Source organism: Acinetobacter johnsonii (assembly GCF_048551975.1).
Taxonomy (GTDB): domain Bacteria; phylum Pseudomonadota; class Gammaproteobacteria; order Pseudomonadales; family Moraxellaceae; genus Acinetobacter; species Acinetobacter johnsonii_A.
Map to the genome: position 1 here is coordinate 108,761 of NZ_JBIMCF010000009.1, position 21,118 is coordinate 129,878.

Annotated in this window: 19 protein-coding genes and 1 pseudogene; 6 read left to right on the forward strand and 14 right to left on the reverse strand. The window is 40.5% G+C overall.

Annotated elements, in window-relative coordinates:
* Positions 1 to 38: 38 nt before the first annotated feature.
* On the reverse strand, positions 39 to 461 hold the full coding sequence (locus ACG9ZB_RS09460) for a YbaN family protein (RefSeq protein ID WP_419325472.1): 423 nt from the start codon (positions 459 to 461) through the stop codon (positions 39 to 41).
* A 9-nt stretch (positions 462 to 470) separates the two neighbouring features.
* A complete protein-coding gene (locus tag ACG9ZB_RS09465; RefSeq protein ID WP_419325473.1) occupies positions 471 to 1,067 on the reverse strand; it encodes a biliverdin-producing heme oxygenase in 597 nt (198 codons plus the stop codon).
* A gap of 281 nt (positions 1,068 to 1,348) precedes the next feature.
* On the opposite strand from ACG9ZB_RS09465, the gene ACG9ZB_RS09470 reads away from it, so the two are divergent.
* Together ACG9ZB_RS09470 and ACG9ZB_RS09475 are read left to right on the forward strand one after the other, a co-directional pair.
* Positions 1,349 to 1,894 (forward strand): RNA polymerase sigma factor, encoded by a 546-nt coding sequence (locus tag ACG9ZB_RS09470; RefSeq protein ID WP_087014137.1) that lies wholly within the window; start codon positions 1,349 to 1,351, stop codon positions 1,892 to 1,894.
* On the forward strand, positions 1,882 to 2,889 hold the full coding sequence (locus ACG9ZB_RS09475) for a FecR family protein (RefSeq protein WP_419325475.1): 1,008 nt from the start codon (positions 1,882 to 1,884) through the stop codon (positions 2,887 to 2,889). Before ACG9ZB_RS09470 ends, ACG9ZB_RS09475 begins: the two co-directional genes overlap by 13 nt.
* Before the next feature lies 1 nt (position 2,890).
* Here ACG9ZB_RS09475 and ACG9ZB_RS09480 read toward each other — a convergent pair whose 3' ends face one another.
* From ACG9ZB_RS09480 to ACG9ZB_RS09515, 8 genes are all read right to left on the reverse strand, one after another.
* On the reverse strand, positions 2,891 to 4,342 hold the full coding sequence (locus ACG9ZB_RS09480) for a surface lipoprotein assembly modifier (RefSeq protein ID WP_419325477.1): 1,452 nt from the start codon (positions 4,340 to 4,342) through the stop codon (positions 2,891 to 2,893).
* A 95-nt stretch (positions 4,343 to 4,437) separates the two neighbouring features.
* The gene (locus ACG9ZB_RS09485) at positions 4,438 to 4,692 is read right to left on the reverse strand and encodes a transposase (protein WP_419325478.1); all 255 of its coding nucleotides are present in this window, start codon (positions 4,690 to 4,692) and stop codon (positions 4,438 to 4,440) included.
* Between the two features lie 190 nt (positions 4,693 to 4,882).
* Positions 4,883 to 5,188 (reverse strand): IS630 transposase-related protein, encoded by a 306-nt coding sequence (locus tag ACG9ZB_RS09490; RefSeq protein ID WP_000122230.1) that lies wholly within the window; start codon positions 5,186 to 5,188, stop codon positions 4,883 to 4,885.
* 156 nt (positions 5,189 to 5,344) lie between these two features.
* Positions 5,345 to 5,995, reverse strand: coding sequence for a Slam-dependent surface lipoprotein (locus tag ACG9ZB_RS09495; protein WP_419325479.1), 651 nt, complete (start codon positions 5,993 to 5,995; stop codon positions 5,345 to 5,347).
* The gene (locus tag ACG9ZB_RS09500; RefSeq protein WP_419325480.1) at positions 5,979 to 6,167 is read right to left on the reverse strand and encodes a hypothetical protein; all 189 of its coding nucleotides are present in this window, start codon (positions 6,165 to 6,167) and stop codon (positions 5,979 to 5,981) included. Before ACG9ZB_RS09500 ends, ACG9ZB_RS09495 begins: the two co-directional genes overlap by 17 nt.
* A 332-nt stretch (positions 6,168 to 6,499) precedes the next feature.
* Complete coding sequence (locus ACG9ZB_RS09505; RefSeq protein WP_419325482.1) at positions 6,500 to 9,712, reverse strand: TonB-dependent receptor domain-containing protein; 3,213 nt, start codon at positions 9,710 to 9,712, stop codon at positions 6,500 to 6,502.
* Positions 9,713 to 10,033: 321 nt separating this feature from the next.
* Entirely contained in the window at positions 10,034 to 10,819 is a 786-nt protein-coding gene (locus ACG9ZB_RS09510; RefSeq protein WP_333655491.1) for a 3-hydroxybutyrate dehydrogenase, read from the reverse strand.
* 37 nt (positions 10,820 to 10,856) lie between these two features.
* Positions 10,857 to 12,281: a GntP family permease gene (locus ACG9ZB_RS09515; RefSeq protein ID WP_419325484.1), complete on the reverse strand. Its 1,425-nt coding sequence runs from the start codon at positions 12,279 to 12,281 to the stop codon at positions 10,857 to 10,859.
* A gap of 575 nt (positions 12,282 to 12,856) precedes the next feature.
* Between ACG9ZB_RS09515 and ACG9ZB_RS09520 the strand changes: the two genes are divergently transcribed.
* From ACG9ZB_RS09520 to ACG9ZB_RS09535, 4 genes are all read left to right on the forward strand, one after another.
* A complete protein-coding gene (locus ACG9ZB_RS09520) occupies positions 12,857 to 13,738 on the forward strand; it encodes a LysR family transcriptional regulator (protein WP_419325486.1) in 882 nt (293 codons plus the stop codon).
* Positions 13,739 to 13,972: 234 nt separating this feature from the next.
* Positions 13,973 to 14,677: a CoA transferase subunit A gene (locus ACG9ZB_RS09525; RefSeq protein ID WP_419325488.1), complete on the forward strand. Its 705-nt coding sequence runs from the start codon at positions 13,973 to 13,975 to the stop codon at positions 14,675 to 14,677.
* A 2-nt stretch (positions 14,678 to 14,679) separates the two neighbouring features.
* Entirely contained in the window at positions 14,680 to 15,327 is a 648-nt protein-coding gene (locus ACG9ZB_RS09530; RefSeq protein ID WP_419325490.1) for a CoA transferase subunit B, read from the forward strand.
* A gap of 254 nt (positions 15,328 to 15,581) precedes the next feature.
* Positions 15,582 to 15,968 (forward strand): carboxymuconolactone decarboxylase family protein, encoded by a 387-nt coding sequence (locus tag ACG9ZB_RS09535; RefSeq protein ID WP_419325491.1) that lies wholly within the window; start codon positions 15,582 to 15,584, stop codon positions 15,966 to 15,968.
* A 99-nt stretch (positions 15,969 to 16,067) separates the two neighbouring features.
* Here the strand turns inward: ACG9ZB_RS09535 and ACG9ZB_RS09540 are convergent, their stop codons facing one another.
* The 4 genes and pseudogenes from ACG9ZB_RS09540 to ACG9ZB_RS09555 form a co-directional block, all read right to left on the reverse strand.
* Positions 16,068 to 18,233 (reverse strand): TonB-dependent receptor domain-containing protein, encoded by a 2,166-nt coding sequence (locus ACG9ZB_RS09540; protein ID WP_419325493.1) that lies wholly within the window; start codon positions 18,231 to 18,233, stop codon positions 16,068 to 16,070.
* Between the two features lie 76 nt (positions 18,234 to 18,309).
* Positions 18,310 to 18,630: pseudogene (locus ACG9ZB_RS09545) on the reverse strand (membrane-bound PQQ-dependent dehydrogenase, glucose/quinate/shikimate family); the annotation flags it as partial.
* Positions 18,631 to 18,788: 158 nt separating this feature from the next.
* Positions 18,789 to 19,598 (reverse strand): hypothetical protein, encoded by an 810-nt coding sequence (locus ACG9ZB_RS09550; RefSeq protein ID WP_419325495.1) that lies wholly within the window; start codon positions 19,596 to 19,598, stop codon positions 18,789 to 18,791.
* A gap of 64 nt (positions 19,599 to 19,662) precedes the next feature.
* Positions 19,663 to 21,036, reverse strand: a complete 1,374-nt coding sequence (locus tag ACG9ZB_RS09555) for a TonB-dependent receptor domain-containing protein (RefSeq protein ID WP_419325496.1) — start codon at positions 21,034 to 21,036, stop codon at positions 19,663 to 19,665.
* Positions 21,037 to 21,118: the final 82 nt, after the last annotated feature.

A 21,118-nucleotide genomic window follows, 5' to 3' on the forward strand; every position in this document is an offset into this window, starting at 1 on the left:
TGAGACTTTTCTGTACCTATTGATTTTTGCCGCTCAGATTATTTTTTCCACCAAATCCAAATTTGGACAGCGACCATGAGCAAAATAGTAATACCAACAAAATAAGGATGAGGTACTTTCCAAAGCATGAACCCCGCAGCAAGGCTCATGCTGAATAGCGAAAAAATTTTTGCTTTTGTTGGTAGAGTTTTATGTTCTCTCCACTGCTGTAAAATGGGTCCAATCAACCGATTTTGAATAATCCATCGATGCAACCGTGCAGAACCTTTGGTTGCAAATAAAGTCGCTAAAAAATAAAAGTCAAAGGTGGGTAAACCAGGAATAATAATCCCTAAAGTCCCAATACATAAACAAATCCAAGCCAGCCCAATACACAACCAACGTACCCAAATCGATTTTGCAAGATGTGCATCTGACTCATCTTTGGATTTAGATATTAAGCTTAACTCGGTATTTTGCATATTTCCCTCTTACTTCAACTGTTCCAAGTCTGCTAACAATTGACCAAAACGGGAAAAGCCTTGCATCGCCCCTTCAATCACTTGATCCTGCTGCTCTTGACTAAAGTTTGCATCATCTATAGCTCGCTTAAAGCGTTTCCAAACCACAGCACGGCCTTCTGGATATGCAGCCAAATTACGCGCTGCAAAGTCCGCAGTAAAACCAAATTGGTGCTGTGCCGCTTTAAATAAAAATGCTGCACCTAAAGTCGAACCTTCAGACACATAAATCCAACCCAAAGCTTGAGGAAAGCTGACCCCATCTGTTGCAATGCGGGTGGACTGTGGCTCTAGTCCCAAATCCTTTAAGTCCAGTAATGCCGCATCTGAACGACCACGAACATCTAAATCAGGGATAATTTGAACCACATCTGGATGTGCATATAAATGTTCAACATCCTTTTGGAAGTAGTACTGAGATAACGTAAAACGTGCATAATTGCTTTGGTTTTCAAAGACCTTTGCCTGCTCCATTAACTGTTCCATACGATCATGTTCAGTCGATGTTTCCGTTTTTAGACGCTGGGATAAACTTGTTTCTAGCTGCTGGTTCATACTGGTAGTCACGTTAAAATCCTATCTTTGCTGTTCTGCGCTGATTTCCATGTTCGATGCCTTTAGAATTTCATACAACGTTAAATAACACCCAAGGTCATTTTAAGATTGATGATTTTTCCTAAACCATAAAAACTGGACTTATACATAGAGACGAATGAAATGCTCAAAATACGCAAAAATATTCAAAGTTTTTCGCACACTGAAAATTCGCTATTTTTTACTTTACAAGCTATTGCATTTGAACACATCATAAATGATAATCACTATCATTTAAGCCTTAGGGAAGTATTATGGCACCTCCCACCTCTTCCAAAGCACAACAGCAATTAATTGGTGAACTCTATCTTCAACACCATGATTGGTTAATTCAGTGGTTGAGATATCGGATTCGTCATCCTTTTAATGCTGCCGATATTGTCCAAGATACTTTTGTGCGTTTGATCCAAGCCAAACATAAGTTAGCTTCAATTCAAGAACCGAAAGCTTATTTGATTAATATTGCCAAACACGTTTTGATTGATCAGCATCGACGTAATGTGATTGAAACCAATTATCTAAAAAATCTTTATGATGAAGCTCAATTTGGGCAAGAGCTAATCCAAGACAACACCATTGAAGAAACGGTACAAATTCTGGATTTCCTATCGGTTGCATTAGGCAAAACCACCGCTAAAGTACGTCAGTCCTTTATTCTTTATTATATTGAAGGCTATAGCCAAACTGAGATTGCTGAATTAACAGGAAAATCACTGCGCAGTGTACAAGGCTATTTGGCCGATGGGTTGAGTCTCTGTTATGAGCTACGTCATAAAATGAATGCAGAATGCGAACAATGAATGACGCTCGACATATTCGTAAAGAAATTGCACTCTGGGTGATTCGGCTCAACTGCGACAACCCTGCCGAGCGTGCACAAGTCCAGCAAGAGTTTCAGGCGTGGCAAAAAAATCATCCACAATATCTACCCTATTTTGAAGAATTTCGAGACTTTGATCTTGAGATGCAGAGCCTATCAAACCAACAAAATTTACACGGCGAGACTGTCGAACAGACATTTCAAGCCATTGAACATGAACAGCAAAAAGTGCTGTCCTTGTTTAACCAAACTTTCTTCTTATTCATGGCCGTCAGTTGTCTTGGCTATTTGAGTTTTACTTATATTCCCTTTGCTTATTATTTTGCAGACTATAAAACTGCAACCAGCGAAGTGAAAAATATTGTGCTTGAAGATGGTTCAATGCTTAGCCTCTCGCCTAAATCAGCAATAAAAGTGGATTACACCGCAGAGCAAAGACGAATCGAATTGATTCAAGGTGATATCTATGTCGATGTCGCTAAAAACCCAACACGTCCTTTTATTGTTCATACCAAACAAGCTGACTACCAAGCACTTGGTACACTTTTTATCATCAACCAATATAACGAGACAAGTACGCTCAGTATGCTGCATTCACGTGTTCGATCCAGTGCTAATCTGACCGATCAAGCTAAGCCTTTAATTGTTTCAGAAGGTCAACGTATACAAGTTGACGCAAGTGGTCTGGGAAAAATCGAAACCTTTGATGCACAAATGTTGAAGACCTCATGGCACATGCAACAAATTCAAGCCAATGAACTGGCTTTACCTGATCTCCTCAATCGCTTAAATGCCTACCAGACTGGCTACATGATTTTTAATGAAAAAGAGCTCAGTCAAATCAAAATTACGGGGATTATTAACCCTCAACAAGACTTAGTCGGAACGCTGCAATTGATCCAGTTACAGTATCCTCAGATTGATTTTTTTCAAATCGGGAACTATGTCACCTACGTCAAAATTAGAGCCTCCTAGTTTAAAACCTATATTCAAACTTTAAACTTAAACTTTGCTTATCATTGCTATATAGCCAGTCTACATTGCTTTTATTTTGGTTATAGTTGTAGGTTAAATTGGGGGTCAGACCATACATGGTAAATTTAGGCATTTGTAATACAGCAGTGTAATTCTGTTCAAAATCATGACGTCGAGTATCAAAACCAAAACCATTGACATATTGATCGTACTGTCTCCAGCGTAAAGAGCTGAACACAGTCAAGTTCATCCCATCGATAATCGGTTTACTCAAACCAAAGCGAACACCTTGTTGTTCATAAGCTGCAAAATACTGCTCCTCGGTATTGTGATCGACATAGTCTAACCCTGAAAACAACGTCCACTGCTGTAGTAGAACTTTCCAAAAGGTCAAGAATATCGACTTTTCAATACCACTTTGTTTTTCATATAAAATGTGATCGATATCCTCTATTTCTGCTTCCAGTTTTAAGGCTTTATCCTGTCCGATAAATCGCATCCATTCAGCCCGTATACCATAAGCATTTGACAAAGTATCATTGGCATAGCGTCGATGTTCAAACACAGGTGCAACTAAAATTTGATTGCGTGGATTTTGAAAACTATAGCCTGCATTAAAATTGAGCGTGGTTTCATTATAGTCGCTTTGGTTTTGGTAACTTTTACCATAACCCAACGCTTTGAGTGCGAGTCCATGCTGCCCTACAAGTGACCAGCGTTTACTGATGACTGTTTCATAGTCGAATGCACTTGCATCAATTGGGTCTGGAGTACCTTGCTTTAAGTCGCGAATAATATATTCATCATTTGTATCCACCCCGACAATGGTTGGAACCAGTGTATAGCGCTCGGAGGAGTTATTAATATTAGTTGCATGGCGCATCCCCAAAGCAACATTGCCTTGCCATGTATCCCTTTGATTCAAAGTTTTTAAATACAAGTCGATGGTGTGATTAATATTTTGGCTGATTTGATCATTCGCACCGACTAAATGCTGTTTCACCTGTTCAAACAACTGTTTGGCTTCTTTATTTTTTTGTTGCTCTGTCCATAATCTTGCCAATTCTAAACGAATCATCATATTGTCAGGCTGCAATTCTAAGGCGTGTTGAAATAGGTGCTCGGCTTGTTTCGTCTGACCTTGTATTCTTGCCAGTGAGGCCTGCGCAAAATAAGCCAAAGATAGGTCATGATCTTTAAAACTTAAATAGCGATTTAAGTAGATCTGAGCGGCCTGCCACTGTTTCTGCATGACTGCAATGTATAAAGCACGTCCAACTTCTTCCACATTCGGCTGAACTTGAACGGCCTCCCCATCAATCACCATCGTCGGTAATGAATGAGAGTCTATGTTTTGTTGCTGTTTGAACTGCTGTTCTATTTGTAATTGCTGTTGTTGTAATTCTTGGTTCAAACGCAACTGAGTGTCGTCATCTGCTGCATATATAGTCAAACTACTTTATTATTCATACAGGATTCGAAAAAAACTTGAAATAACTCATCGACTGAATCGATCAACCATTCTTTACGCTTACGTTTAACCCATGCTCACATCTGTTCTATAGGATTTAAATCAGGGCTGTATGCAGGAAGCCAAAGAATTTTATGCCCTTGTTGTTCCAATAACTCCTGAATATCTGCTCTTTTATGAAATGCTGCATTATCCATAACCGCTACACTATTTTCTGGTAATGCTGGTATGAGGAATTGCTCAATCCAAAAATGAAAAACATCTGAATTGATTTTGCAGTCAAATAAACCGACTGAAAATAACTTACCCTTTATGGATTGCTCCAATGGCATTGGTCTGATTCTTTAATTGCCAATTATATTGCCCTAGACAGGGTACTCCTTTTCGTGAGTAGCCATGAGGTCTGTAATCATGTGACTTAAAACCACTTTCATCCAGATAAATAATCGGATGGTTTTTTTTCTAATTCATTCACTTGCTGAATAAATTTATCCCTAAGCTTTGTATCTGCTTTAGGATGGCTTAACGTCTTTTTTTAACTGTAATATTTAAGCGCTTTAATGCAGCACCAATAGATGAAACACCACAATTAAAACGTGCAGCACGTTCATATTGATAAGCATCAGGATACTTTTCAACATCTTCACGTAAAGCATCATCGTTAATTTTAGAAGGTTTACGTACACGAGTTTTTTTAATCTCTATACGTTTCTTCCATTCAACAATGGTATTTTTATTAATTTCAAATTGTGCAGCTACCGCTCGAATAGAATAACCTTCCTCAAGCTTAGCTAAAATTTTACGTCTAAAATGTTCTGAATAACTCATTGCACCATTGTATTGGTTTTATAATGATTTGACTATATATGTTGTTGACTTAAAAGGAATATGCCAATTAACCATTTTTTTTTCATTACTCACACTCAAAAGATAAAACATAGAAATGTAAAAGACCTACCGAAGTAAGTCCTTCACGCCTTTGAATTAAGGGGTATATGAAGTTTGGGCACCACCAAAGGCCGTATCTAAGTTACGGTTATCAAACTGAGCAATACCAGCTAAAGAGCCTGTATTTGTCGCTTGGTTACCAAAGAAGTGACCCGATGCATCACCTGCGATTGAACCATTTGCAGTGGCAGTTCCATAGAAGCTTGCTGAGCTTGCATCAATATCAGCATTTACTTGTAAACTGGTCACCGTACCTGTACCCGTTAATTGACCCGTCAAAGTTGCATTATTGAAGTTTGCAGTAAATGTATTGGCACCCGTGGCCGTGAGGTTGTTTCCATTATTAATCCCACTCACGCTATACGTTGCAGTACCTGCATTGGGTACCGACGCGCCAGTATTGTTACCAATATAGAAGACTGTACGGGTTGCTGCATCAGCAGCACCTGTATAGTTTCCTGCACCATCTTTCACTTCTTTTGCCCACTCGCCAAACCAAACATCATTGCTTGCAGCGGGGCTTACATTTTTGAACTTCCAAACACCGAGACCTGTATGCGGAAATGGAATACTGGCTAAATCAATCCCTGCAGCCAACCCATAAATACCTGTTGCAGGATCATAAGTACCGCCATAATTTGGATTATTAATAAAGCTAACCAGATGATCCTCAAATGATGCTTTCAAATTTAATAACTGACCTTGGCCCCCCCCCTGCTGCTGCTGTGCCAGAAAGATTATAGGCTGAGCCCAATAATAAATTGGTCGTGTCCGATTGACCATAAACCAAGGCTGCTTGTGCAGAACCCACTACGCCCAAAGACGCAATCAATGCCAGTGTAAGTTGCTTAACTTTCATTTGTTCATTTACTTTTATTTAGAATTTAAGATTAGCAATAATTAAATGCTAATATTAATAATTATTATTTATATATTTAGATTGTATTTATGCTTGATTCAATTCTCTAGATGTAAAGCATAAAAAAGATCGGGCTATGTAAATTGTCAATTAAACTGTACGAATACAGCTTTGTTATTTTCCATACATCCACCTATGAATACATGGACTTCCTACTGAAGGTTCAGCCGATATAGAGTGCCCAACCTTCGGTATCTCCTATGAATATTTCAAAGTATCTTAACTCATCAATATTCATATATTAATCAATGTAGTAAAACCTTTATGCCGCGTTAAAACTTATAGCTTAGTGCCATTTTAAACGCACCACCTGGAGCAGCAACCGCAGAACGGGTTAAAGGATCCAAGTAGTATTGATTGGTTAAGTTGGTTCCAATCAGGTCAAAACCTAGATGTTCACTGTGTTGATAGTGTGCATAAGCATCGACGGTCAGAGTGTCATCCCATTGCAAAGGTGCGTTAAACCAAGCCACCAACTCAGTTCCAATATAAGGATGGTCATAGCCTTCAAAATAATTCAGACGTGTGCCCAACTCTAATTTGTTATCCAATAACCGTGTGCCGAGGGTTAAATTGGCTTGATATTCTGGTAGAGCCATATTGACCAAATAACCTGTTGGGAAACCATAATTGATACAGGTTTTTGCTACACCCGACATAGTCATGGCGTCTAGACTTGCAAGCAGGCCTGAACTTTCATCACAAACTTCATTTTTTGAGTTATAAACCAAGGATAAATCGGTAAAGTATTTACCATTGTCAAAACGCCCTGAAAACTCATAGCCTTCGACAGTCTGTTTATCAATATTGCTAAATTTCAGTTGGTTATTACGTTCAATTACATCTTCTGTTTTATTATGGAAATATGCCAGTTTGATGTCTGCATGCCCTTTTTGTAAGTTCAACAAATCCTTCATGTTATATACATAAGCCAGTTCAAAGTTGTGGGCATGCTCGGGTTTTAGATCATAACCTGACTGTGATGCCGAAAACCCTAAAGTCGTTTCAAACATGCTGGGCATGCGATAGGCTTCAGTATAGTTAATATAAAAACGATTGTTCGGATTCAAGGTAATAGCTGCTGAAATAGCAGGTGCCCAGTTTTTATGGTCTTTTTTCTTTTTCACCACAGTAGGGTTGATTTCAGTCACTTCTGAGTAACTCACCACAGGCTGACCATTGGCATCGAGTGCCAAATTCTTTTCGCTTAAGTCGACCGTTCCATTTAAGAATGGATTATTCTCGGCATGAAATTTTCCATCTGCGTCAGCATACCAGTAATGTACGCCTTTAAATTGATAGGCTTTACCAATCGCACGTTGCGCACGGCTACGCAGTCTAGGATTTAAACCACCCCAATCATAATTAAAGGCACCATTTTTAAGCATTTCATCGAACATTTCTTGGGTGTAGACGTCCACATTTTCAGTATAAGAAAGTTTCTGCCCAATCGTTCTCGTTGTTGTCGACAAACCTGTAATGCTGTCTTTGTTGCCATTTAAAAAGTCGTCAAAAGAACTATAAGAAACTGAACGTGCACCAGCCGTTAAGTTTAGCCATGAGGTCGCTTTCCAATCAAAGTTAAACCAATATTGGTTTTCAGAACGATGCCCTGCTCGTGGTAACATGCGAAAAGCAGATGTTCCCTGACTATCGTTAATATATTCATCTTTGGTGGTCAGTTTTTCACGGGTTAAATCTGCTCCAACAGTTAAGCTTAAGGCATCGGCAAAATTAAATTTGTTGCTTAAACTTACGCCTTTATTGGTGGTTTTGGCATCGGTAAATGCGGTGTCAAGAATGGTAAAACCATCACCCGGGCTTCGGTCTCGGATACCATCCCCATCACGATCGACATTGGCTTCCCAAACATAGTCACGCTTTGAAATCCAGTTCACGAAACCGCCTGCCGAATACGTTTGCGATTCTGTATCGGTCTGAAATAGGTTTGCACTGAAGTCGATCCAACGACTATTTTCTGGGTTAAATCGATATTTCAAACTATAAGCTTTAGTGCTCACTTCGCTTACAGGCCACTGCGGGACATTGTCTTGGGTCTGCCACATAATCCGCGAAGGCATAATTTCGCCATAAATGGTGTTGGTATCACGATAGGTCAACTGCAGCGCATGGTCATCGTTTGGTCGCCAGTTCCCCTTTAACAACCAAGATTCCATACGGTTTGAGGTATTGGTGACTTCATTGCCTGGTTGCCAAACCGTTGCCATATAAGGTACAAGCCCAGTGTTGTAATCAATTTTGCTACGATCGCCCTGCTTAAAAAAGTCGCTATTATACTTACCAGCAAAGTAGTTACCACGGTCTCGATAGGCATAAGCAGCGAGTAAATCAAACTGATCTTGTTTGGTCGCCACCGCAATACGAAGTGCCTGATCTTCTAAATGAGTGAGTTTATTATCACTGCTGGTTTTTGGAGTTACTTGACCTAAAGGGTCTTCACCATTGTAACTACCGAGCTTTTCCCAACCTTTAGATTCCGCAACATCCCGATAATCTTGCCCATGATAAGAATGCATTTTTTGGGCTTTGGTGGTATTCGTCGCCCCTTCTACTTTAATTTCAGCACCATAGCGTTGTCCTTGACGTACAACATCATCCGCTTCTAAAGTCTTAACCGACACCCCACCCGCAATCCCTGTTTTCACATCACGATCTAAAACAGAGCCTTTTACTACTTGAATCGAACTGAGTAAATTCGGATCAATATAACTGCGGCTATTGGCACCGTTATAGCCACGCCACACCGTCATCGACTGTTCTGTTCCATCAATCGTGACGGGTACACGTCCCTGCCCTTGCATACCCCGAATATTCGGATCTAAAGCTCCACTATTACGGGCATCTCCACTATACACATTCGACATCCCTTTCAGCAAATCTGAAGGCGTTGTTCCTTTAAAACGCTCAATGGCTTCTTTTCCTGCATAGACGGTCGAAATATTTTTATCATAGACATCGTCATAGCCTTGCTCATCTCGTTCTTTTTCACCGCTAAAACTGAGAGCCTCAAGCTGTACGTGAACAGAATTTGGGGTTTCTACATCTACAGCCTGTGCGCTTTGTGGATCAGGCAGTGTTTGTGCGATGACCTTGTTGTGTTCCAAATCTGACTGTGCTGTTGCAGATGCTTCTTTTAATAAATAGCCCGTCGCATTTTTTTGAATACTAAAGGGGGTGTGTTGCAATAGACGCTGAAAGGCTTCATCTGCGGTGTATTTACCCTTTAAAGCTGGTACCTGAAATAGATTGGTTTTTTTCGGGTCGAGTAATAACGTAACATTGGATTTCTGTGCGACCATATTCAAGGCGCTGGTTAAATTGCCCTGCGGGATTTGGTAATTTATTTCAGCCATTTGTGGTGCTGCCGCAACATTTTGCATCATCAATGAAGATGAAATGGCTAGTGATATACAGAAGTTTAAATATGTGACCTGCTGTGTAAATTGTTTTGATGAATGACGCATGCCCCGACCCGAAATTAATTAAATGATAATCATTAACTCAACAAGCATAAATAAATCCCTTGTTTGTATGTATAGAGACGAGTGGCGGATAAAAAACATGCAAAAAAAATTTAATTTAATTTTTCATCTAAATATCAAACGTAGCTGTTAATAAAAATTATAATGACAAATAATCTTTAAATTTACTTATTAATCCTATGTTTGTTTATCATTTTCATATGAAGTGGAATTTTAAATCTTATACAAATTCTATCGCTATAAAAAAGCCTCAGATGCGAACAGCCGAGGTTTTTTCAATTTTTAAACGTGTGCTGAGCTAAGTTATTGCGCGGTATAACCACCATCCATTACCACGGCTTGACCAGTTACACCACCCGCCTTATCGCTGGCAAGGAAGATTGCATAATCCGCAATTTCTTCTACACTCAGTAAGCGTTTTTGTGGCACCATCGCCAAAATCACATCTTCTAATGCACTTTGCTCACTGACATTTCGGGTTTTAGCCAAGTCATGAATTTGACCACGTACCAACGGCGTATCAACATAGCCCGGACACAGAGCATTCACAGTGATGCCATCGCGCGCGCACTCTAAAGCCGCAACTTTGGTCAAACCAATCACACCATGCTTAGCACTGTTATAACCGGCCTTTCCAGCAAAGCCAATCAGACCGTTAATCGAAGCCATATTAATCACGCGACCAAACTGCTGCGCTTTCATGATGGGAAATGCGTACTTGATACCAATGAACGACCCCACCAACATGACATTAATCAACTTTTGATAGACTGCGGTTGGAAAGTCCTCAATCACTGCAACATGCTGAAAACCTGCATTATTGATGAGAATATCCAAACGACCATAAGTTTGCTGAGTCAGTTCAATCGCAGCTTTATACGCTTCTTCATCAGTCACATCGCAAGGCGCAGACAAAGCCTCAAAACCTTCATTTTGAAGAGCTGTAACCGTTTCAGCACACTTCTCTGCATTCATATCAGAAATGACAACTTTGGCACCTTCACTGGCAAATTTCTTTGCAATTTCATGTCCAATACCGCTGGCTGAACCAGTAATAAATGCAACTTTATCTTTTAACAGTTGACTCATGATGTACTCCGTTGTCTTCTTTTTTCATTCCAAAGTCTTAAACAATACCAAACCAAGTAAAGGCAGCAATGGCAACAAATACCGCGATGGTTTTAATAATCGTGATGGCAAAAATGTCTTTATACGATTGTTTATGGGTTAAACCTGTGACTGCAAGCAAGGTAATCACGGCACCGTTATGCGGTAAGGTATCCATACCACCAGATGCCATCGCTACAATACGATGCATCACTTCGGGTGGAATACCCATGGCTAGAATCGCAGCATTGTACTGATCAGCCATCGCACTTAAAGCGATACTCATCCCGCCAGAGGCTGAACCTGTCACACCCGCTAAAACTGTCGTGGTGACTGCACCATTGACCAGTGGATTGGTAAAGGTATTGCCCAATGCATGACTAATGATCGCAAAGCCCGGTAAGGCCGCAATGATCGCACCAAAACCATATTCAGATGCAGTATTCATCACTGCAAGTAAAGACCCGCCAATACTGGCATTAACACCATCTTTGAAGCCCGTATAGACACGGCGGAAGTCAAATGAAATGGCTGTGATAATGCCCACAATTAAGGCCAAGCCCACGGCCCAAATGGCAGAAGTTTTGGCAACATCGACAGTGTAAGCTGCAAGTCCAATGGCATTAAAGTCGAAACCATTTGGATACCATTCTTTAATTGCGGTTGATAAATATTTATTGGTCACGGCAACTAAAATGAGGGGTACAAAAGCCAACCATTGACGTGCGGTAGAACCATTCGATGTTGTATCTAGATTTTCACTAAGCTGCTTTTTTTCTGCGTCTGTCAGCTCAATACCTGTGGCATAACCATCTCCATTTCGAGCGGCTACACGGCGGCGCCATTCTAAATAGCTCAAACCTGTAACAAGAACAAATACACCACCAATCAAACCAAGAAAAGGTGCTGCATAAATGTCTGTACCAAAAAAGGTCGTCGGAATAACGTTTTGAATCTGTGGGGTTCCTGGCAAGGCATCCATGGTAAAGGTAAATGCACCAAGGGCAATTGTTCCCGGAATCAAACGCTTTGGAATATTAGCTTGTCTAAAGAGTTGATTTGCAAATGGATAAACTGCAAAGACCACCACAAAGAGACTGACACCGCTATAGGTTAAAATCGCCCCTAAAAGCACAACAGTTAACATCGCATTTTTAGAGCCAATCAGGTTCACAATGGTTTTGGCAATGGATTCGGCAATCCCTGACATTTCAACCACTTTACCAAAGATGGCACCGAGTAAAAACACCAAGAAATAATCTTTAATGAACCCAACCATTTTGGGCATAAACACGCCTGAATAAAAAGGCAAAACGTTAGCAGGGTTAATCAGTAAAACCGCCAACAAAGCACAAATCGGTGCCATAAGAATGACAGAAAAACCTCTGTAGGCTGTATACATCAGTAGCCCAAGAGACAATAAAATTACACCCAAATCCCACATATTTTTTACTCCATCCTTAAAGAAAATATGTCTTGATGTGCTGTGATATTAATGGCGAATGATGTCAAATCTAGTTGAGTCACAGTGCAATCAGCCTGTGCGGAAAGACCTAATATGCATCCATAGACCGTCTATTTTCCCTCATGACGAGATGTCTATTTGCACTCTGATCTATGTACTATATTTATCCATCAGAGCATTAATATTTCAGCTTATGGGTCAGACTATAATGCATATAAACCCACACATTGTTTGAAAATAATCATTGAGTAAGAAGAAAAATTGATTAATATCCAAGCCCTAGTAAGACTGATAAAACTAATTGCATCAAGTTAAAGGTAAAATTTTAAAATCGCACGAAATGACCATTTTTTATATTTTTCATTCAGTTAAAACATATTTTTACAGACTATCATGCTCTTCGACTTATACTGCTTTGACGACTTGATAAAAATGCACCCACTTCCATCACTTGATCTGTTTTGACCGTCTGTTGTATTTTTCATTTAAACCATTTGAGAAAAACACGTTCATCTTCATTCAACATCGTGTTGCATCATTGCTCAGGGAAACTCATGACACTCAAACAATTAAAAGCCTTTTTGGTCCTTGCACGTACGCTTAATTATGCCAATGCAGCCAATGAACTGTGTCTGAGCCAATCCGCTCTTAGCTTAAGCATTAAAACATTAGAAGAAGAACTGGGTGGCAAACTGTTTAAACGCAACACGCGCCGAGTAGAAATCACTACTGAAGGTCAGTCCCTTATTCCCTATGCCAAAAAGCTTCTGGCCAACTGGGAGGATATGGAAAAAGATGTCAAGCAGCGCTTTAAACTTAACCGTGGCACTTTAAATATTGCCTCAATGCCCTTTGCCACTCATGCAGTACTCCCCGCAGTGATGCATGATTTTGCACAGCAGCACCCCAACATCAGTTTTTCAATCCATGACATCACCAATGAAAAAATCATTGAAAAAGTTCAAGAAGGCATCTTTGAGATTGGCATTTGTTTTGAACCTAAACCGAATGATCAACTGATTTTTCAGCCCTTATTCAATGAAGACTTTTTCGCTCTCTTGCCTAAACACCACGTCTTAGCCAAACAAAAAAGCGTGACATGGCTTGAACTCTGCTCTTATCCTTTTGTGACCTTACAAAACCCCTCGATTATTCGGCATGTGATTGAGGAGCAGTGTGCGGCGCATCAAGTGGTGTTGGATTTGAAAGTCGAATGCCACCAAATCAGTTCTCTATCTCACTTTGTTGCCTATGGTATGGGTGTCAGTGCTATTCCACGACATTTCCAAAAATTCATCGATCTTGAAAAAAATGTGTTGGTTGAAATTGAGGAAAATCAAGCGCAACTCGCGGTGGGCATTATTTATAAGAAAGATTATGAACTGTCTAACATGTCGTCCCAATTTATTGAAACCACACTTTGGCATCATTTCTAAGCGAAGCTCTCCCTCCTGCGGACGAAACTGAAGCTAAACCTTAATAGCTCAGAATAAGCCGTATGATTATTTGCATGGCTTTACCACATGCTTTGACTCTTCTTTTATTTATTTTTCTACGTGAATATTCTGCATTAATGAGTTTTTCTTATTATACGTTAGAAAGATTCAATTTCTAAAAAGTGCTGCGCAATGCTAAAAAAATAACAAGCAAGGAAGATCAGGAAATAAAAGATGAATAAAGTCGTCGCAAATGCAGCCGAAGCATTAGCTGATGTGGTTGCCAATAATCAAACGGTTGCCGTGGGTGGTTTTGGCCTCTGTGGTATTCCAGAAGCATTAATTGATGCTTTAAAAGATACAGGTGTCATAGGTTTAACCTGTATTTCGAATAATGCAGGTGTGGATGGCTTCGGTTTAGGTAAATTATTAGAAACCAAACAAATTAAAAAAATGATTGCCTCTTATGTCGGTGAAAACAAAGAGTTTGAGCGACAGTATCTGAATGGTGAACTTGAAGTCGAGCTTACACCACAAGGTACACTAGCAGAAAAACTACGTTCAGGCGGTGCAGGTATTCCTGCATTTTTCACCCAAACAGGTGTAGGCACCCTCATTGCCGAAGGTAAAGAAGTCCGTGACTTTCATGGTCGTCCGCATATTTTAGAAATGTCCCTCACTGCGGACATTGCTTTAGTGAAAGCCTACAAGGCTGATAAAGCGGGCAACTTGGTATTCCGTAAAACAGCACGTAACTTTAACCCTGACTGTGCTATGGCAGGCAAATTTACGATTGCCGAAGTTGAACAGGTGGTTGAAATTGGTGAAATTGATCCAGATGACATCCATTTACCGGGTATCTACATCAACCGCGTGGTGCTTAATGCCACCCCAAAAAAGCAGATCGAACAACTGACCATTAAAGCAGAGGAAGCTTAATTATGGCTTGGACACGTAATGAAATGGCGCAGCGTGCTGCCCTTGAACTCGAAGATGGTTTTTATGTCAACTTAGGTATTGGCTTACCGACCTTAGTGGCCAATTATCTACCCGAAGGGATCAATGTTTGGTTACAGTCAGAAAATGGCTTGCTCGGTATTGATGAGTTTCCAACCCGTGATGCAGTCGATGCAGACTTGATTAATGCAGGAAAACAAACTGTCACCGCACGTAAAGGGGCTGCATTTTTCTCAAGCTCAGAATCCTTTGCCATGATTCGTGGTGGTCATGTCAATATTGCTATATTAGGTGCAATGGAAGTCTCTGAAACGGGCGACTTGGCAAACTGGATGATTCCGGGTAAAAAAGTCAAAGGCATGGGCGGCGCAATGGACTTGGTCTCTGGTGTACAAAAAGTCGTGGTACTCATGGAACACTGCGCCAAAGATGGCACGCCAAAAATTGTGCCTCAATGTACCCTACCACTCACGGGTAAAGCTGTCGTTAGCCGTATCATTACTGACTTAGGCGTGATGGATATCACTGCTGAAGGTATGAAACTTGTTGAACTGGCACACGATGTAAGCTTAGAACAAATCCAGAAAGCGACTGGATTAGAACTTATCATCAATGACTTTAAAGTCGCTTAAGTACAAAACAGCATCATTCAAAGCAGCTTCGGCTGCTTTGTTATTGGGCTCAATCAAAAAGATTTTCAGTTAGAAAAGGCTTCTTTATAGCCTTTAAATCAGACATAAAAACCATCATCACCTTGATCAAGAGCATCTCTATACTCCCAAATTTAGGGAATGATGACTCCCACGCACATCTTTTTAACCTAAATATCGGATGAAAAACCACACCGCTCGGCTACTATATTTGCATTCCACATCCAGAGGTTCCCATGTCACAACAAGATTATGAAAATGGTTTAAAAGTTCGCAGAGAAGTCATGGGCGAATCTTTTGTTAAACGTGCTCAAGACAATACTGTACCTTTCACCCAACCTTTGCAGGACTGGATTAATGAACATGCTTGGGGCTCAACATGGCAACGTGAAGGTGTATTACCGCGTAAATATCGCTCGTTAATTACCATTGCATTTTTGACGGCACAAAAGAGTCCAACTGAGCTGAAAGGTCACGTTCGCGGTGCGCTAAATAACGGTGCAACGGTTGAAGAAATTCAAGAAGTTCTTTTACACAGTTTGCCTTATTGCGGCGCACCTGCAACTCAAGAGGCGTTCCGTGCTGCACTGGAAGTGATTCAGGAATATCAAAGCAACTCATAAATAGTTTAAGCGCCCATACAAAAGCGTCTTTTGCAGTCGTATGGCGCAATTCATCTGGTTTGGCTATGCCGTATTTTTTGCCTAACCAAACCATTTTTATTAAAAGGCTTTGGTCACACTCATGCCAACGCTAAAGTTTCGACCATCGGCCGGTTCAAAGAAGCGACTATTGCTGTCATTTACTATGACTGAACCCACATAGTTACGGTCAAACATGTTATCTACGCGAGCATAACTGTTGATTTTCCAATCACCGTTTACCCATACATAGCCGACATTTGCAGCCACGACGGTATAACTTGGCGCTGTATCTGAATTAATATCATCCACATACATTTTATCCATATAGCGTGCTTCTAAGCCTGCTTGGAAGCCCTGTTCAGGTTGCCATACAATACGAGTAAACGCTTGGTTTTTGGCAACTCCGGGAATCTTATTTCCTTTATCAATTGCTTTTGCATATAGACTATTTGGGTTATTTGGATTCGCTATTTCTGCTGTATAACTATCAAATTCAGCATCGATATAACTAAAGCTCGATTGTATGTTGAGCTGTTTCCAGATCGTTTGTTGCCATGAGAGCTCTAACCCTTGTCGCGTGGTTTGATCTGCATTACGAAAAGTCGCACGACCATCACGTGTTCCCGCTGTCACTATATCGTTTTTTGTATCTGTCTGGAAAACAGCTAAAGTGAAGAGCCCGAATGGATTCTTCGACTTTAAACCTAGCTCATAATTATCACTACTCGCAGGTTTTAACGCAAAATTCATACCCGATTTCGAAGGATCAGTGTTATAGGCCATTTCGGTAAAGGTTGGGGTTTCAAAACCTTTGCCATAACTGGCATAAGCATAGAGTTCAGGTGAAATTTCCCAACCTAATGCCACAGATGGCAATAATTTCTGATAATCCGTTGAACCACTGTCATCGCCATTTTTATCAATGATGTAATGGTCTTCCGACTCATAATGCACATTGCTATAGCGTAAGCCTGTATCAAGATGCCACGTGGGTAAAAACTGCCATGAGGCTTGTACATACGGATCTAAATTCCACAGGGTATTATTTTCATTACGGCGTAAATTACCTTTAACACCATAAGATTCTTTACCATTTACCATTACAAAATTATTATAGCCTTGACGGTCTTCATCCATATTGTCTAAAGCAATACCAGCACTAAATGTAGTATTCGGTAATAACTCTTTACCTGTCCAACGGAAATCAGCACCATAATAATTACGCTCGAAATCAATCACAGCACCAGCATGAGTAGGTAGCTTCTGGGAGGTAGCCCCATTAGGAATTGCCTGATATTGAGTGACTTGGCGGTTGCCTAAATATGCCATGGCATAGAGTTCATTTTTATCATTAATCGGTTTAAACCAAGTCACACCTGTTTGAGTTTGTTCAATATCTTTGCGAGCGTTAAACCCCATATTTTTTACATAAGGAGCAATTTGTTTTGGGTTTGCTTGCCAATCCTTACGCTCTAACCCCATTGGGTCATCTGCATGGATTTTGACATAGTTGGTGACCCAGTTGATTTTACTGCCATCCTCTAAGTTCCACGTCAGTTTGGCATTATTTAATACTTTTTGTGCAGCACTATGATCTCGAAAACCATCGGTATCAAAATAAGAAGAACTAATCACATAAGCAGGTTGATTGGCCTGTTCGGAACCCCCTTGTAATTGGATATTGGCTTGTTGCTTATGGTGGCTGCCTGCATTAAGACCCACTTGGATTGAGTCTTTCCCTTGCCCTTCTTTGGTCTCAGTCAAGATGGTTCCACCTGATGAGTTACCATATAAAGATGAAAATGGTCCTGTCAGCACTTCGATGTGATCCAAACTATTGAGGTCAATATTGGAACTTTGCCCTTGACCATCAGGCATGGTCGCAGGAATACCATCGACATACATCCGAATGCCACGCACGCCAAAAGTTGAACGAGCGCCAAAGCCACGCATCGAAATCTGTAAGTCTTGCGCATAGTTTTCGCGGTTATTAATTTGTAAGCCTGCAACCCCTTGTAAGACTTCCGATAGGTTCACATGAGCATTGTTTTGTACTGTAGCCGCTTGGACTTTTTGAATGGATGCAGAAGTCGATAACAACTCGCTATCGATATGTATCGCTTGGACGGTGATGACAGGAAGTTGATATTCTGTGGTTTCCGCATAAGCATGGATAGACTGTAAAATAACCGCAGTCAATAAGGCTTGTTTAAAAGGCGCAGGCATCAAATAAGTTAATCGCACAATATTTCCTTGCTTGTTATTACCATAAAAATGGGAAGCCTATCATCTCGACAGGCTTCCCATACAATAAAACGTTTTAATCGGCTAAGCTATACGCAACCACATAATCACCATGATCAAGTGACTGACGTGCTCCACCAGCGGAAATAACCACATATTGCTTACCTGTTTTTGGAGAAATGTAGCTCATCGATGTCCCTTGGCTACCTACAGGTAAACGCGCTTTCCATAATTCTTCACCATTCGATGAATTGAAGGCGCGCAAGTAGAAGTCTTGCGTTGCAGCAAAGAACACTAAACCACCTTGCGTCGCCATTGGGCCACCAATGGTTGGCATACCAATCGGCGCTTTTAAGCCCATTTTAATACCCATTGGAGCAGTATCTTCAACCGTACCGGCTTTGTTGCACAACTACCTAACACCATGATTTTATTATATTTATTTTCATTAAAATTCTCACAAATCCCTTAAAAATCAGTATCTTGCAAAATATTTATGCAACAAATCAGTTTTCCCTTTAAGCCATTCATAGATGGCTTAAAGGTATGGCTGGTTTATTGCGCTGAGGCTTGCCCTACTTTTTTCGCATACTGTTTAATATCGTTTACTTTAATGGTGGTTTTACCCTTTGCAATGGCTTTGAATTGCTGTCCAGCAATCTCCTGCATTTGAGTTGTACCAGTCGCCAAATTACGGTCAAAACGTTGCATAAACTCGTCGACATATTCTTGTTCAGTCACAATCAAATCTTGATTAGTATCGGTCTCGAAATATTGTTTATCCCGCGCTGTTAGATAGTCACCCAAAGTCACATAATTTTTACCCTGACCATATTGCGCGATAAACTCATTCACATTACTTTGCATTGGCATGGAAATGGGTAATTTGACACGGAAACCATCATGTGTTCCTGTATTTGCCCCAGCCAACTTTGCATCTTCAGCATTAATCAAACCATCTTGGTTCTGATCAAAACCATCAAAAGTTTTTTCACCAGAGGCTTGGAACTCTTTCAACGTTAACTTTTGATCTTTACTCTTATCTAAAATACCATAACGGACATGTGCCTGTTTTAAAGACATTTCACGTCGTTGCTTAAGTACAGGGGCTAAACGTGCCTGTTCAAATTGTGCAAACTGTTCGGCTGTCACTTTTTTAGTGTTCGCAAAAAGTGCGGCATAATCCTGCGTATATTGCTGTGTTACCAGTGCAGCACTCGGTTGTTTATTTTCTGGGTGGTAAAGCGCATGAATGGCATAAGCTTGTTGGTATGTATCCGTTTGTGCTGTTTTGTCTGCAGCTAAAACACTCGCTGAAGCGCTGAGCATCGTGATACCCATTACCCATGTAGACATGATTTTCATGATGATTTCATTTCCTTAAAGTTAAGTTTGCTGGATGGAATACCTGTTCTATCTAGCTTTGAAATTAGTATTTAAATTCGACACTTGCGACAATATTACGACCTGGTTCTGCGGCACGATCGATCAGACTGGCTTGGTTCGTTCCTGTAATGGTGCCCACTGCGGCATAGTTCCAATACGTCTTATCAAAGATGTTATTCACCACCACATTCAACTTAGTGAACTTATTCATATTCCAGTAAGCTGAGAGATCAAACACGGCATAACCTGCAACATGTTGATACTCCACGTCATCTTGGTAGGTACTCACATCTTTAGATGCGATTTTGTCCCCGACCGCAGTTGCAGTTAGACCTAAACCAAAGACTTTATCTGGATGATCATAAGCAAAGGTGAGGCTGCCCTTTTCAGGTTGTACTGAATTCACTCCGCTTTTCAGTCCATCTTTATTTTTTGCGGTGCCTTTGTTTTTACCTGCCACTAAAGCGAGGCTAAATCCATCCGAGTGTGGAATAAATTGCGCCAAATCAATACGTGTAGACAACTCACCGCCCCAAATTTCGGCATTGGCTAGGTTTTCTGCACGGTAGTAACCATAAGGATATTGTGGGGTGGTGCCATAGTTGTGGTAATCGATGAAGTCACTGTATTTGGTATAAAAACCTGTGATATCAAACTTGATACCATCAATTGAAGTATTTCTCAGTCCAATTTCAAATGCATCACTGGTTTCTTCATCAAGATTCGAGTTACCAATCACGATATAACTTGGATTGCCTGCGGTGGTTTGATAGATGCCGCCTATCTCAGTAGGTGATGGAATACGTGTACCGCGGGTGTATTTAAAATAACTGTAGTTTTCAGGAGTAAATTGATAGCTGGCCGCAAAACTCGGCGAAACATAACTAAAGTCACGTGCTTGGACATCACTATAGCTTGAAGAATCTGGTCGATACTCCTGTCGTTCAAAACGAAGCGATGGTGTTAGGGTTAAGTCACGACCAAAGAGCCCCAAACGAATTTCATCTGAGAAATAGGCTGTGTAACGCTTTAACTCAGAATCCAGTAAATAACCATCTTGGTAGAGTGTTGGTAGTGTTGCACCATTGCGTAAATCGACTTTGGTACTGGAATAATCTTTTTGGTCGACTGCAAGACCATATTTTAAAGTCTGCTGCTCTAAGTTCTTCGATGCATCAAACTTAATCCCTGTATTTTTTTCTTTATAAGTGGTTGAGAAATCACGTTTCGTATTCGCATTATTCATAAATGAAGTCGCGGTTTCGCTATTTGATTCCTGATACCAGATTTTGCTTTTCAGCTGATCAAATAGCACCAATGTCTCAGGTTTATAAATATGTTCAAGACTAAATTGGGTACGATCTATGTCCTGCTGCTGGGTGGCATCGCTTTTATAATTACTCTCTGTACACGACAAATTTCACAGAACCCTTATCCTATCAGGCTTCTGCCTTCTTAAAATTGCCAAAATTTCCTTAAACTCTTCTTTTTTCCCAAAA